A 15,343-nucleotide genomic window follows, 5' to 3' on the forward strand; every position below is an offset into this window, starting at 1 on the left:
GCAATGAAGCTTAATTTTGTGTGTTTAATTCTATTGTCTTTTTTTAGTTTGGTATCCTGCGACTCAAACGGGCAGAAAAAAGATCCCTACCAGGCCGACGTCATCGTCTATGGTGGAACTTGTGCGGCCATTACCGCGGCTGTGCAGGTTGTAAAGGAAGGAAAAACAGTACTCATCGTTTCTCCCGATAAACACCTGGGTGGCCTTTCTTCCGGCGGTCTGGGTTTTACTGATACCGGAAATAAGTCGGTGATCGGTGGACTTGCCCGCGAGTTTTACCACCGTGTTTATATGTATTATGATAAACCTGAGACGTGGCAGTGGCAGAAGAAAACGGAGTATGGAAATAAGGGCCAGGGAACACCTGCGATGGATGGGGCCGACCGTACTATGTGGATTTTCGAGCCAAGAATCGCAGAACGCGTTTTTGAAGATTTTGTGAAAGAAAACAACCTTAAAGTATACCGCGACGAGTGGCTCGACCGTGAAAAAGGTGTTGAAAAAAAGGATGGTCAGATTGTTTCTATCAAGACATTGAGCGGCAAAACCTTTAAAGGTAAAATGTTCATCGACGCGACTTATGAGGGCGATCTGATGGCTTCGGCGGGAGTGAAATACCACGTGGGCCGGGAAGCAAACAGCGTGTATAACGAGCAATGGAATGGGATTCAGGCGGGCGTATTTCAGCATAAGCATTATTTTCAGAAAGACGTTAGCCCGTATAAAATCGAGGGTGACCCGAAAAGTGGTTTGCTTCCATACGTAACCGATGAAAAAATTGGTAAAAACGGAGAAGGCGATGACAAAATCCAGGCTTATTGCTTCCGGATGTGTTTATCCTCCAACCCTGAGAACCGTATCGCTTTCCCTAAACCCGCAGGCTATGATCGTTCGAAGTACGAGCTGCTGGCAAGAGTTTATAAAGCTGGCTGGACTGAAACATTCCAGAAGTACGATCCAATTCCTAACAAAAAGACCGATACCAACAATCACGGCCCATTCAGCACGGATTTTATCGGACAGAATTATGATTATCCGGAAGCTACTTACGAACGAAGAAAAGAGATCATCAAAGAACACGAACTGTATCAGAAAGGTCTGATGTACTATCTGAGCAATGACGAAGCGGTACCAGCTGACGTACGTGCTGAAATGAACAAATGGGGACTTCCGAAAGATGAATTTAAAGACAATGGCGGCTGGCCTCATCAGCTTTATATTCGCGAAGCACGCCGGATGATCGGTCAGGAAGTGATGACAGAAAATGAGACAATGGGTAAAAAGCCGGTTTCGCAGTCGGTAGGAATGGGTTCTTACTCGCTGGATGCCCACAATGCGCAGCGTTATGTAAAAGAGGATGGGTTTGTACAGAATGAAGGTGACATCGGAGTTCACCCCAAAACGCCTTACAGCATTTCATACAACTCGATTATTCCAAAAAAGGAGGATTGCAAAAACCTGCTGGTTCCCGTGTGTTTGTCTAGTTCCCACATCGCCTTCGGATCGATCAGAATGGAGCCTGTATTTATGATCCTGGGCCAAAGTGCAGCAAGCGCAGCCGTGCAGGCGATCAACAGCAAAGTATCTGTGCAGGAAGTAAATTACACTAAATTACGTGAGCAATTGCTGAAAGACAAGCAGAAGCTTGAGTTCAACCAGTAGCAGGAAAAGTTGGAATTAAAAGCGGGTGCGGTCATTTTGACTGTACCCTCTTTTGCTTTGTGTGGGCCTGGCAGGTCCTTTAAACCGTGTGCTCACGATCAGGTATAAAAAATCCCCTGCCCGGATTAACGGGAGGGGATCAGCGAGGGATTTACGCGATTATTTTACCTGGAGTTTGCCAACTTCCACAACCGCTGGTTTGAACTCATTGGTGTTATAACCGTGGTTTGTTACAACTACAACCAGATCAAACTCTCCTGCTTTGGAATAGGTATACGTGCAGTACCAGCCTTCACTGGAAAGCGTCGTTTTCAATCCTTTCGCACCTACCAGCCCGTAATCCGAGTATAGATCGCTGTTCGTAAGTACCGGATGGTTGAACATATCAACAGAATCGGCAAACGTAACTCCGTCCGTGCTTACCTTTTTCTTCATAATCACTCTGGCACCGCCCGGCCAAACGGAACACATATCCGCATCAGTGTCTACTACGATCTTTACTGCCTTTCCTCTAACAGGCTGAGTGATAAGAGAATCCTTTCCCTGCGAATTGGCCATATAAAATTTAACACCGTTAATGCCTGGTGTTGCCACGATATCTTCTTTCAGACAAGACATGAACGATGCACCTGCGAACAATGCTAATGCAATTTGATATAAGGTCTTTTTCATTTCTAAAATGTTCATTAAAATTAATAACCCGGATTTTGCGGCAACGTCTGATCCTTCTCAATCTCGGATACAGGAATAGGGAGAATGAGCTGCTCTTCCGGGATCGGTCCCGATATCGCAATGTTGGTGTCATAATCAACCTTCGTCATGATCGCTTTTGTGAGTACTTCCACCGCTTTCCCCGTCCGTACGAGGTCATAATACCGATGTCCCTCAAACGCGAGCTCCATTCTTCTTTCATGCAGGATGGCGTCCAGGTTCAATGCTGCGGCAGTGATTGCCGGCACTTTTGCTCTCGTCCGTACCATGTTCACGTAGGTAACCGCTTCGTCTTTTTTACCCAGTACCATCAATGCTTCGGCATACATCAAAAGTGCGTCCGCGTAACGGGTGATGACATAATTGTTATCGGTCCCCGTGTTATTGTATGGTTTCAGCTGAGCAGGCGCAGGGGAGTGTTTGATCACCCAGGCCTGGATCGGAATCGTACTCGAAGCAATGTATCCCGAGTCAATGGTTGTTTTGTAACGGATTGTTTCTCCAGTGCTTACAAATTCACGCATCAGGTTATGCTCGATCAGGAGGTTGGACGCTCCCGCAACTCCCCAGATCAGGCCCACATCGTTGTTAACCCATCTGAACCAGGAGCTCGGCTGACCTGCGGCTACATTAAAGTTTACTTCGAAAATAGATTCGTTGTGAAACTTGTTCGTAGCCAGGAAAACGTCGCTGTAATTTGGTAAAAGTGAGTACGATCCGGCCTCATTATCTACAATCAGTCTTTTTAGCACTTCTGCGGCTTTCGCATGGTTGTTCAAAGTCAGGTATACTTTGCCCAGCATGGTCAATGCAGCACCTTTTGAAGCTCTGGCTTCTTCGCCTTTCAATTCTGATTTTTTTAGACAGTTGGCCGCTGCGAATTCAAGATCGGGGACGATCAGCTTGCTGTAAATGTCAGCCACCGGCGTTCTTCCAATCCCGAATGCTTTTGATAGATCTACAAATGGCTCAGAAACAAGAGGTACTGCGCCATAGATCCGTACCAGATTGAAATACCCCAATGCGCGCAGGAACGATGCTTCTGCTTTATACGCATTGATCGTCTTTTCTTCATCCGCATTTTTCGGCACGTAAGCCGCCATGATCGCAATCAGCGAGTTGGCGTTGGCGATCATCTTGAAGTTGTTATTCCAGATGCCGGACTGCGAGTTGCCATTGGTTTTCTTGAAAGTCTGCCAGACATCCGTGCGGAAACGGTCTTTTCCATCATCGGACATCAGTTCCGGAATGAGGGGAAGATCGGTTTGATTGTAGATGCTTTGCAGCACTTTGTAAACTCCCACCAGCCCGGTTTTCATTTCGGCCGGATTACGGTAAAAAGCGCCCGGCGAAAGAGTGTCCTCAGGCTGCCTGTCGAGAAACTCTTCCGAGCAGGAAACGAATAAGACCGCAGCGATTAAAACTAAAAATATATGCTTCATTTTGATACCTGATTTAGAAAGTTAAGTTCACACCGAACGAGATCGATCTGGACATGGGGTAGGAATCCCGGTTGATTCCCTGCGAAAGTGAATTGTCGCCTTGTGCATTCGCCTCCGGATTGTATCCCGGGAACTTGGTGATATAGAATGCATTAATCGCCGTTGCATAAAGCCTTACTCTCGCTAATTTCAACTTTTCAACAACTTCCTGGGGCAGCGTATATCCGAGCGCGATGTTCTGGAAGTTCACGAAAGTGCCTTTGTACAAAAGTGACCCGCTGAGGTTGGTACCATCGTACGATTTGCGGCTTGGTGCGGTGTATTTGGCATCCGGATTGGTTGGTGTCCAGTAGTTCTGGTAGTAGTCAACCGTTGTGTTGTTTTGTCCGGTACCTCTACCGTAAATACCTTCCATCTGGCGCATTGAAATGTCACCACCGTGGGTACCATTGATTTGGACAGTAAAGTCAATGCCTTTATACTCGAACGAGTTGGTCATACCCCATACAAAATCCGGTATCGCCGAACCAATGATCGTATTGTCGCTCCCGTCGATGATCCCGTCGCCGTTCACGTCGGCAAGCTTGGGAGTACCCGGGCTGGACCTGAACCGCCAGCTAGGGTTATTCGCATTCACGATTGGTGAAGTTTTTACATCTTCCCAGTCACGATATGGTCCCAGGTAACTGGCCCCATAAATTCCTGCGATGGGTCTGCCCTCAGTTGTGTAGCCGTCATTATTCAGCAATGGACGTTTGTCTTTACCAATATCCAGCACCCGGTTGCGGTAGTACGATAAGTTCGCATTCGTAGTCCATTTCAATGCGCCAACCAGGTTGCGGGTGGTGATCGAATACTCAAAACCACGGTTACGCATCGCACCGATATTTGCATAGTAGGAACCGAAGCCGGTAATCACAGGAAGCGGCATACTGAAAAGCATATTTTTGGTATGGCGGTAGAAGTAATCAACGCTGAGGGAAATGCGGTTGTTGAGTAACTCTGCATCAACCCCTGCGCCCCAGTCGGTTGTTTCTTCCCAGCCCAGGTTTGAGTTGGCGATTTTGCCTTCGGTGTAAGATGGTGAAACGGTAGAACCGCTACCCAATACATAAGATGAAGAAGTCAGCGTACTCAAAGCCAGGTAATTGGTAATTCCTGCATTACCAATAATACCCCAGCCACCACGGATTTTCAGGTCGCTGATGTATTTCTGTAATGGTTTGAAAAATGGTTCATCCGAAACACGCCATGCTGTCGACAAGGATGGGAATACCCCCCATTTCTTATCCGCACCAAATTTGGAGGAACCGTCGCGACGTATACTTCCCGTCAGGTAGTATTTTCCGGCGAAGTTGTACATCAACCTTCCAAAACTTCCGATCATTGCTTCACTATACCGGTTCGTACGCGCGTCTGTTTGTGCGTTCTGAACCGTAATCGCCTGATTTAATGTAGGAATAAGGTCAGTAGGATAATCGTATTTCATCATGTAGGCATCGCGGTATTTCGACTCCTCCACCGAGTAACCCGCAACCGCACTCACCGAATGTTTGCCAAGTTCGCGTTGGAAAGTCAGGAAGTTCTGAGAGTTCCAATACAACCTGTTTGTAGTTTCATTAATACCCTGCGATCTTGAGAAAGTCGCAGAAGCGGTCGGCACAGAGCTTGGATTGAAATAATCCCGTTCCCGATAGCGGTATTCGGTGTGAAACTCGGACCTGAATTTCAAACCTTTAATAATGTCGATCTCCGTATATAGCGTCGAAAGGTTTTTGAAATTCCGTCTTGCATCTTTTTTCTGAAACAAATGCAGCGGGTTTACGAAGAATGCGAAGTTCCAGTCCCAGGGATCCAGCAACGTATTTCCATAAAATACCGGCGTACCGTCCTCGGTTGTCGGGTTCCAGATCGGAGGCATGGCTACTGCATTGTAAAATGGATTGCTCGTGCTACCGCCTTCGGTGTTGGGAAGTACGTTCGAATTTTCGAGTGTCGGAGCCAGAAGTAAACCTGCGCGAATGCGTTCAGTAAGTTTCAAGTCGATGTTTGCACGGAACGAGATACGGTTGTAATCCGAATTCAATACAATACCTTTTTGGCCAAAATATCCACCCGAGATCATGTAGTTGACATTATCGGTACCACCTGACGCAGAAAGCTGTACATCTGTGACGCTACCTGTACGAGTGATCAGGTCCTGCCAATCGGTGTCATAAGGCATTTTGTAAATCGTGTCTGTAACCGTGATCCATCGGGGGAAAAGGTTGCCGGGAGCGGCCATACCTGCCGCGTTGCTGGAATATTTTTTCCAGTTTTCAATGCGTTTCTGGGGAGAATCAGTCCATTGCCATTGCGGCGCGTCCGGGTTATCCGTTCCAAAGTTCGGGTCTTCAACAATGTAAGCATTGGCGCGGGCGTCATCGAGGTATTGCAGGAAATCATTCCCGTGTAAAACATCGGTTTTATTGATCATCCGGTCGAAACCGCGGCTGGCGTTGATGCTGAGCGTTGGCTTGCCTTTCTTGCCTTTTTTGGTTGTGATCAGGATAACCCCGTTTGCCGCCTGTGTTCCATAAATGGCACTGGAAGAAGCGTCTTTCAATACTTCAATGGATTCAATATCGGCAACGTTGATCCCGTTCAGCGGGTTCTCTTCCTTATTAAAACCGTCTTTCAGTGGAAAACCGTCGATTACGATCAGCGGGTTATTGCTCGCATTGATCGAGCTCACGCCGCGTATCCGTATGCTGGTACCACCGCCAGGTGCAGTATTTGAATTCGCAATTTTAACGCCTGCCATCTTCCCGGCCATGGCAGCCGCGAAGTTAGACATCGGTTTATCTTTCAGGTCGCGGCTCGAAACAGAAGAAATGGCGGTCGAAACGTCGCGTTTTTTCTGCGTTCCGTAACCCACCACCACTACTTCGTCCAGCGCTTTCATATCCACTTTCAAAGAAACGTCCACCACGGATTGGTTGGTGATCGGTATTTCCTGGTTGATATAACCCACAAACGAATAGACGATTGAAACCGGACCATCAGGCAATGCAATGGAATACTTTCCATCAGTGTCGCTGATCGTGCCGCGTTGTGTGCCTTTCACGATGACGCTCACGCCGGGAAGCGGCTCCGACTTGTCATCGATGATGGTACCGGTGAGCGTTCTCTCGGCATTTTCAATCTCCTTAACCGTTTCACCAGGCTGATTGCTTTTTCTCAAAACAATGTGTTCTCCGGATACTTCGTACCTGATCTTCAACGGGTTGAGGAACTTGTCGAGAACGTCCGACAATTGCTCGCCGGCTGCTTCCAGGTTGAAATTATAATCCGGTTTGGTTAGGGTAGAGCGGTATGCAAATTTGACATTGGCTTTTTTCTCGATCGCAAGCAGCGTTTTGTCAAACGACTGGTTTTTGACCTGGATCTTCACCGTCCGGCTCAATACGCTTTGAGCTTTCATGGTATGCGCCAGCGATATGCCGGTACATAGCACCGCCAGGGTGAGCTGTAAAAGTGACCTTTTCATAAGCTGGTACAGAAAGGCTTGATTTAGTAGTTTTTTGTTCATTAATTTAAATAGGTTTTGTAATTGGAAATGCAAAACAATGGTGTCCGGTTGCCGCCGGTTGCCTCAAAAAATCCGGGACCGGTAATGTTGCCGCATTGCCGGTTCAATTTTTTGAAGATCACTGCATTAAGGTCCCTGCGGGTTGAGCATTGGTTTAGGGTTTAGGTTAACAATGACTTTATTCAGTACAGCCTTCGCCAATGAAAATCACTTCTCCATCGAGCACATTGTATTGTGCCTCCACCATCTTTCCGATCAGTTCAAGTTTCTCGAAAAGTGACTCGTCGGAAAGCGACATGTTCAGGCGGCAGTTTTTAAATGTTTCCTGATCGTAAATAACCCTGATCCCGTAGATTTCTTCCAGTCCGTCAAACACCTTCGAAATGGGCGTGTCGGTGTAGGTATAGGTTGCCAGCTGCTCCTTGGTGACCAGTGATTTTGGCTGTTCCACCAGCGAGCGCACAAGCTGAAGATCTTTCTTGGTATAAATAGCCCGTTGGTTCGGGGTCAGCGTCAAACCTTCCGATTCAACCTGTTCCTCCCCATTTTCCGTCAGATATACGCGCACACTTCCCGAGGTCACTTCTACTTTCACATCCATGCCATCCGGGTATGCGGACACTTTGAACTTGGTACCTAATACTCTGGTCGTAAGTCCATTGGCGAACACAAAAAAGGGCCGGTCAGGATTCCTGCCGACATTGAAAAACGCTTCCCCGTCCAGGTATACCACCCGACGGTCAGCCGATTCCATATTGTAGCGCACAGTACTGTTTGGCGACAATATAATGGAACTTCCGTCATCGAGTGTGATCGTTTTCGCCGTGGTTCCGTCGTTGGAGGAACGGATTTCCGACTCCGTTTTGAGAATGTTTTTAGCGAAATGCATCGGCGTTTCAGCGGGATTAAACCAAAGTGCGACGCCGATCAGGATCGCGATGGAAGCTGCTGCTGATAAGTATAAACGTTTTCTGTTTAAGGGGATCTCTTTCTCGAATGACACCTCATCCATGATCACCTGCCTCGCCAGCTCGATCTGGGAATCAGGGACTTCGGGGTAGAAATTGGAAAATCCGTGAATGAGGCCCGCCGCGTGGTCCATTAATCCGGATTGATGCGGAAATGCATTTCTTACAGCCTCCCAATGCGCATTACTGTCCGCGTCGGGGTTTTTCACCCAGCGAATAAAATGCTCATCATGTATAAAGTCCCGAAGTGTAAAATTTTCGTAATGCTCCATTGGGTTAGTTAACTATACCCTACAGATACAAGACCTTTTAAAACGTACTCAGTAAAATCACAAAAAATATTAAAATAATTACCAAGAGATTTTTTAAGTATGGTTTAAATGGTAAAAAGTTAGAGTTTGGGCGTAAGGTGGGCGTTTTGGGAAGTGTGAGATGTGAGATGTGAGATGTGAGATGTGAGATGTGAGATGTGTCGGGAAATTTTGTTTTAGAAGGCGTAGTAGAATACGATTGAGAGGAGTGAGGTGGTGAAGAATGGGAGCTCCGAACGGAGTTGCTGCATTGCCCGGTTTTGCAGGTTGCGCACGGATTGCTGGTTGATATTCATCATGCGGCCGACCTCTTCCGCCGAAAAATCGTGGTAATAACGGAGCTGGATCACTTCCTGCTGGCGGACAGGTAACTTTCGCAATGCTTCGTGAAGCAATGCGAGCTGAATCCGGTTGTGTTCGTCGGTGATCCAGCTGGTTTCAATGTCCTTTTCGGCCGGAAACCACTGTTCCGACAAATCACCGTCCATACTGAAAACGAAACGGTCCGATTCTGATGAGCGTACCAGCTTGTTTCTGAGGGACCTGTACAGGTAAAAACGCGGAGAATGCACCGATCCGAGGTCGCTGCGTTTGTTCCAGAGGTGCAGGAACAAATCCTGAATGCTATCCTGGACGAGTTCGTGGTTGGTGGAGATCCGGTAACCATAACGGAACAGGTCTTGCGCAAAATAACTGTAAAGCTTTTCGAAAGCTCTCGAGTTACCCTGACACATTTCTTTCCAATATTCCTGTTCCTCCAACATGGTTTTAACCGATCCCTAACTTGACTTAAATAAATCTAACAAACAATAAATGTAATAATTTAAAGACTTGCTGGCAATGTTCCTGAAATAATGTTAATTATTTCAAAATTTACTCACCACCACTCACAGTTCAGTCAGGAATCATGTACGTAAACCGCTATTTGTCGCCCGTCATCGTCTATTATTATTCGTGGCGGATGGTTTTATTTTCACTCTTTACAGGCTCCATGGCCATTTTTGTCTACGATTACCTGGACTGGAAATGGGTCGCTATTCCCTGGCTGCCGGTTTCTCTGGTCGGTACGGCCACGGCTTTTTTTGTAGGTTTTAAAAATAACCAATCTTACGACCGGAGCTGGGAGGCGAGAAAGGTTTGGGGCAGTATCACCAATCATAGCCGGTCTCTGGGCGCTGCGGTGAAGGCTTACGCAGCCAGTGGCACCGGAGTAAACGAGCCGGCCAGTCCGGAAGTGAGAGAGGTTCTTTACAGGCACATTGCCTGGCTGTATGCATTAAGGAATGCGATGGCTGCGCGTACCAGCTGGGAGCATGTGGACCGTGCTAGCAAGCGGCAGCGCGAAGCTCTGAATATGTCAAAAGTGGTTTGCGACGCGGAAATCATGCGGCATTTACCGGAACGGGAAACGGCTTACCTGAAAGGAAAAGGGAACATGGCCACCCATATTCTCGATTGCCAGTCGCAGCACCTGAACCAGCTCCGGCAAAGCGGCCGGATCGATGCCTACCAGCACGTTTCGCTGCAGGAACTCATTTCGCAATTGTATGACGAGCAGGGTAAAAGTGAACGGATTAAAAACACCCCGTTTCCGAGGCAATATGCGACGACGTCCAACCTGTTCATTTTTGTATTTATGACATTGCTGCCATTCGGGTTATTGCCGCAGTTTGTGGATCTGGGTGAGAAGTATATGATCCTGCTGATCCCTTTTAACCTGATCGTGTCCTGGGTTTTTATGTTTATGGAGTACGTCGGCGATATCAGCGAGAACCCGTTTGAAGGGTTGTTAAATGACGTACCGTTAGCTACGATCATCAGGAATATCGAGATCGATTTGAAAGAGATGCTCAACGATACAGAAATCCCGCAACGGGAGAAACCGAAAATGGGGATCTTATTTTAGAATCAGAGACAACATACGATTATGCAGATCAAATTTTATGCTCCTGAATGGGGCAATACGCTTCCTTTTGCGACTTTTTGCGAGAATGTAAAAGCTGCAGGTTATGATGGGGTTGAAATGGCTTTGCCTTTTGACCCAAATGAAAAAGACGCGATCCTGGAAGCATTAAGCGCCAATGGCCTGGAACTGATCGGGCAATACTGGCAGTCTTTTGAACGTGATATCGACAAGCATGCACGTAACTACGAAAAATACCTCCGAAACCTGATTGCCGCGAAACCGGTTTTTATCAATTGTCAGACCGGAAAAGATTATTTCTCTTTTGAGAAGAACAAACGACTTTTTGAGCTTGCGGATTTGCTTTCAAAGGATTCGGGCATCCCCATTATTCACGAGACGCACCGGGGCAAAAGCCTTTACGCTGCGAACATCACCGCGGACTACCTGACGCGTATCCCCGGGCTGCGCATTACGCTCGATATATCGCACTGGTGTAATGTACATGAATCCATGCTGGAAGACCAGGAGGAGGAAGTGGCCCTGGCTATCGGGCATACCAGTCACATTCACAGCAGGGTGGGGCATCCCGAAGGGCCGCAGGTGAATGATCCCCGCGCACCCGAATGGGCTGAAACGCTTGAAACCCATCTTAAATGGTGGGATTCCGTTGCTGCAATTCACAAAGCAAACGGGACGGTACTGACGGTAAACACGGAATTCGGGCCGGCTACGTATATGCCGGCAATGCCATACACCCAAACGCCGGTTGCGAACCAGTGGGATATTAATGTATTTATGATGGATCTTCTAAAAAAACGCTATCAGGGTGATTATTAACTAGCTATTTTACTACATTGTGTAAATTTAGTTTGATAAAGACCCTACTCAGCGAGATGAAATTCCAACGGGAAATTTATTCATTGTTCTTATTTCTTCTTTGCTTATCCCGGTTTACAGCTACCGGGCAGAATCTGAGCTTCCGCCAACTGACGACAAATCGGGGACTTTCGCAAAATCATATCGGGTCCATTTTAATGGACAAACAAGGTTTCATGTGGTTCGGGAGCGAAGACGGGCTCAACCGGTTCGACGGCTACACGTTCAAGCATTATAAAAACGACAAGGATAACCCGCACAGCATCGACGACAGTTACATTCAGGATATCCTGGAAGATAAAGCCGGAAATCTGTGGGTGGGGACTTCCAGCGGACTGAACCGGCTCAACCGCAAAAAGGATCGTTTTGAACACTTTTTTGCACCGTCAGCCGGACATAGCGTCAATGATATATTTCAGGACAGCAAAGGCAGGATCTGGCTGGGGACCAATCACGGCTTGTTTCTTTTCGATGTCGAAAAAAACTCACTTGAATTATTCCTTCGCGTTGACGAGAACCGCAAATTCAGGGCTCCGACAAACATCGCGACGATTACCGAGGACAATGCGGGTAATCTGTGGATTGGCAGTGAACGCGGGCTATACAAGTTTAACCATAAGACGGCCAGGTACAGTCGCTATCTAAAAGGGGATGATGAAAAAAGCCTGAAATCGGATTGGATCAAAGCTTTGTTTAAAGATGATAAAGGGGGGATTTGGGTCGGTACACGTGGGGGCGGATTGTCTGTATACCAGCCGGAAAGCGATTCATTCAAGACTTATTTAAATGAGCCGGGTAACCCATCCGGTATTTCCCACAGCGACATTTTATCTATTGCACAAAACCGCGACGGGAAACTCTGGGTAGGGACGGAAAACGGAGGTATCAGCATTCTTAACCAATCGACTGATGTATTCACAACGGTCCGGCACGTGGAAAACGACAATTCTTCCATCAGTGATAATTCGATTTACTGCATTTACCGGGATACGAATGATAATTTATGGGTAGGGACTTATGCCGGCGGCGTGAATTTCATGTCGCGGTTCAGTAAAAAATTTACCACATTTCGCAAAAGTCCCGACGGAAGCGGCCTCAACAACAACCTCGTACTTTCGCTTTGCGGCAACGAAGACGATAGCAAAATCTGGATCGGGACGGACGGGGGAGGATTAAACCTTTTTGACCGAAAATCAAAAACCTTTACTTCTTACCAGCACAGCGACACAGATACCAATACGCCCAGCAATAACTATGTGATTTCGGTAACACGGATTTCCGAGAACGTGCTCGGTCTTGCGTATCATATGGGCGGGTTTGACTTGTTTAATGTGGAAACGGGGAAGTTTGTGCACCACATGCCGGACCCAAACGATCCAAACAGTTTATCTGTCGCAGATGTGAACAATATTTTCAGGGACCGTGAAGGCGGGATCTGGCTGGGCACGTGGAAAGGAGGCCTTGATTTTTTTGACATCAAAACGGGTAAAATAACCCATTACCGAAACAATCCGCTGGATAAAACCAGCATCAGCGGGGACATTGTTACCAAGATTTTTCAGGATAAAAACGGCCGGATCTGGGCGGGCACTTTTGAGGGTTTAAATCTTTTTGATCCGATAAAAAAGAACTTCACCCGTTTTCAAAACCGCCACGGCGACGCCAATTCGATTTCCAATAACAAGATCCAGACGATCCAGGATGCCGACAATGGAAATCTCTGGATCGGCACGCTGGGCGGCGGACTCAACTATTTTGATGTGAAAAAGCAGGTTTTCGTGGCCTACACAGAAAAGGACGGACTCGCCAGTAATGTGATCCACAGCATCCTGGAAGACAAAAGCAACCACTTGTGGCTCAGTACGAATAACGGGCTCTCGAAGTTTTACCCCAAGACGAAGACATTCCGGAATTTCGGGCTCACAGATGGTTTGCAGGGCAGCGAATTCAAAAGTAACTCGTTTTACCAGACCAAAGACGGTGAAATGTATTTTGGCGGAGAGCGCGGTTTCAGCAGCTTTTATCCCGAAAAATTGATTGAAAACACCATTGTACCTCCGGTTTACCTGACCGATTTTCAGGTATTCAACAAGCCGGTTCCCATTGGTGACGAGCAATCCATTCTCTCCACGCAGATCAGCCTGGCCAAAGAGATCCGATTGACCTACGACAAATCGGTTATTTCCTTCGAGTTTGCCGCATTGAACTACAACATGCCGGAGAAAAATACCTACGCGTACCAGCTGGAAGGATTCGACGAAGACTGGATCCAGAGCGGCACCACGCGAAAAGCGACTTATACGAATCTGGATCCGGGTAAGTATGTTTTTAAGGTAATGGCGGCGAACAACGATGGGTTGTGGAATAAGGAGGAAATGAAGATCAACATTCACATTTCCCCGCCTTTCTGGAAAACGTTTTGGTTCCGAGCGCTCGCTGTAATACTCATTCTCGGGCTGATTTATGCGTTTTATCAAATAAGGATCAAGGTTATTGCGGAACAAAAAAGACTGCTGGTAAGGGAAGTCAAGGAGAGAACGAGCGAGATCATTCGTCAGAAACAGGAATTGCTTGATCAGTCCGGACATTTGAGAGAACTCAATCAAAAACTGCACATCCAGAACGAGCAGGAGCAACTTGCCAGGCAGGAAGCCGAAAAGGCCAATATGGCGAAAAGTGTTTTTCTGGCTACGATGAGCCACGAAATCCGTACCCCAATGAATGGGGTGATCGGCATGGCGATGCTGCTTTCGCAAACTGAAATGACGCCGGAGCAGTCTGAGTACACGGAAACGATCATCACGAGCGGTGATAGTCTGATGACCGTAATCAACGATATTCTGGATTTCTCGAAAATCGAGTCGGGAAACATGGAACTGGAAATGATCGACTTCGATCTGCGGGATTGCATTGAAGGTGTGCTGGATTTGTTTTCTTCCAAAGCAGCGGCGATAGGCCTGGACCTCGTGTACGAAATCGCGCCGGGAGTGCCGAACCAGATCATCGGTGACAGTCAGCGTTTGCGGCAGATCCTCATTAATTTGCTGGGTAATGCGATCAAATTCACACAGCAGGGCGAGATTTTTATCAGCGTGCAGCTTTCAAAAGGACCTGTGGACGATGAAAATTTTGAGCTGTATTTTGCCATTCATGACACGGGCATCGGTATCCCTGCCGACAAGCTGGACCGTCTTTTCGTAGCATTCTCGCAGGTCGATTCTTCGCATACGCGGAAGTACGGCGGTACCGGATTGGGACTGGTGATCAGCCAGCGACTGGTGCAGCTGATGGGCGGGCAAATCGGCGTGGAAAGCACTGTGAATAAAGGTACCTGCTTTCATTTTACAATTAATGCAAAGGTTAGCAATCAGTCGCTGAGACAATATGTGCTGATCAATACAACCGGAAACGAGGGGAAATCGGTACTGATCGTGGATGATAATATTACGAACCTGCGGATATTACAGGTTCAGATGGAACAATGGAAACTGGTACCGACGCTCGCATCTTCGGGCAGGCAAGCGTTGCAGATCCTGCAAAGCGGACAGCATTTTGATCTTATAATCTCGGATCAGCAAATGCCTGAAATGGATGGGATAGAACTGGCTGCTCAAATCAAACGGGACAATCCGGAGGTACCGATTTTCCTCCTGAGTTCCGTGGGCGACGATATGGCAAAAAGCCAGAAGGACCTTTTTTCAGCGATTCTTACCAAGCCCGTGCGGCACAATGTACTTGGTAAAATGATCCAGATGAAGCTCAAACCGCAGCCGGAAAGTTCTATAACTGTGCGGAAAGCAGCCTCAACCGATCTTTCAACAGACTTCGCCGTGCAGTTTCCGCTGGATATTCTGATGGCGGAGGATAACCTGATTAATGAAAAGTTATTTACCAAT

9 protein-coding genes are annotated in these 15,343 nt (G+C 47.3%); 4 read left to right on the forward strand and 5 right to left on the reverse strand.

Going from position 1 to position 15,343, the window contains the following annotated elements; translation table 11 throughout:
- Nucleotides 1–3 precede the first annotated feature (3 nt).
- The gene (locus LZG72_RS03315) at nt 4–1,662 is read left to right on the forward strand and encodes an FAD-dependent oxidoreductase (RefSeq protein WP_233867461.1); all 1,659 of its coding nucleotides are present in this window, start codon (nt 4–6) and stop codon (nt 1,660–1,662) included.
- A gap of 159 nt (nt 1,663–1,821) precedes the next feature.
- Here LZG72_RS03315 and LZG72_RS03320 read toward each other — a convergent pair whose 3' ends face one another.
- The 5 genes from LZG72_RS03320 to LZG72_RS03340 all read right to left on the reverse strand — a co-directional run bounded on the left by LZG72_RS03320 (nt 1,822) and on the right by LZG72_RS03340 (nt 9,429).
- The gene (locus tag LZG72_RS03320; RefSeq protein ID WP_233867463.1) at nt 1,822–2,334 is read right to left on the reverse strand and encodes a hypothetical protein; all 513 of its coding nucleotides are present in this window, start codon (nt 2,332–2,334) and stop codon (nt 1,822–1,824) included.
- Between the two features lie 20 nt (nt 2,335–2,354).
- Nucleotides 2,355–3,815 carry a RagB/SusD family nutrient uptake outer membrane protein gene (locus LZG72_RS03325; RefSeq protein ID WP_233867465.1) on the reverse strand — a complete coding sequence of 487 codons (1,461 nt, stop codon included), beginning with the start codon at nt 3,813–3,815 and terminating at the stop codon, nt 2,355–2,357.
- Nucleotides 3,816–3,828: 13 nt separating this feature from the next.
- Nucleotides 3,829–7,386, reverse strand: coding sequence for a TonB-dependent receptor (locus LZG72_RS03330; RefSeq protein WP_233867467.1), 3,558 nt, complete (start codon nt 7,384–7,386; stop codon nt 3,829–3,831).
- Nucleotides 7,387–7,564: 178 nt separating this feature from the next.
- Nucleotides 7,565–8,626: a FecR family protein gene (locus tag LZG72_RS03335; RefSeq protein WP_233867470.1), complete on the reverse strand. Its 1,062-nt coding sequence runs from the start codon at nt 8,624–8,626 to the stop codon at nt 7,565–7,567.
- A gap of 215 nt (nt 8,627–8,841) precedes the next feature.
- Complete coding sequence (locus LZG72_RS03340) at nt 8,842–9,429, reverse strand: RNA polymerase sigma factor (RefSeq protein ID WP_233867472.1); 588 nt, start codon at nt 9,427–9,429, stop codon at nt 8,842–8,844.
- Nucleotides 9,430–9,572: 143 nt separating this feature from the next.
- On the opposite strand from LZG72_RS03340, the gene LZG72_RS03345 reads away from it, so the two are divergent.
- From LZG72_RS03345 to LZG72_RS03355, 3 genes are all read left to right on the forward strand, one after another.
- The gene (locus tag LZG72_RS03345) at nt 9,573–10,571 is read left to right on the forward strand and encodes a bestrophin family protein (protein ID WP_233867474.1); all 999 of its coding nucleotides are present in this window, start codon (nt 9,573–9,575) and stop codon (nt 10,569–10,571) included.
- Nucleotides 10,572–10,592: 21 nt separating this feature from the next.
- Nucleotides 10,593–11,408, forward strand: a complete 816-nt coding sequence (locus LZG72_RS03350; RefSeq protein ID WP_233867476.1) for a sugar phosphate isomerase/epimerase — start codon at nt 10,593–10,595, stop codon at nt 11,406–11,408.
- 56 nt (nt 11,409–11,464) lie between these two features.
- On the forward strand, nt 11,465–15,343 hold a 3,879-nt coding region (locus LZG72_RS03355; protein ID WP_255700874.1), incomplete at its 3' end, for a hybrid sensor histidine kinase/response regulator.

It is taken from the genome of Dyadobacter sp. CY323 (genome assembly GCF_021390245.1).
GTDB lineage: Bacteria > Bacteroidota > Bacteroidia > Cytophagales > Spirosomataceae > Dyadobacter.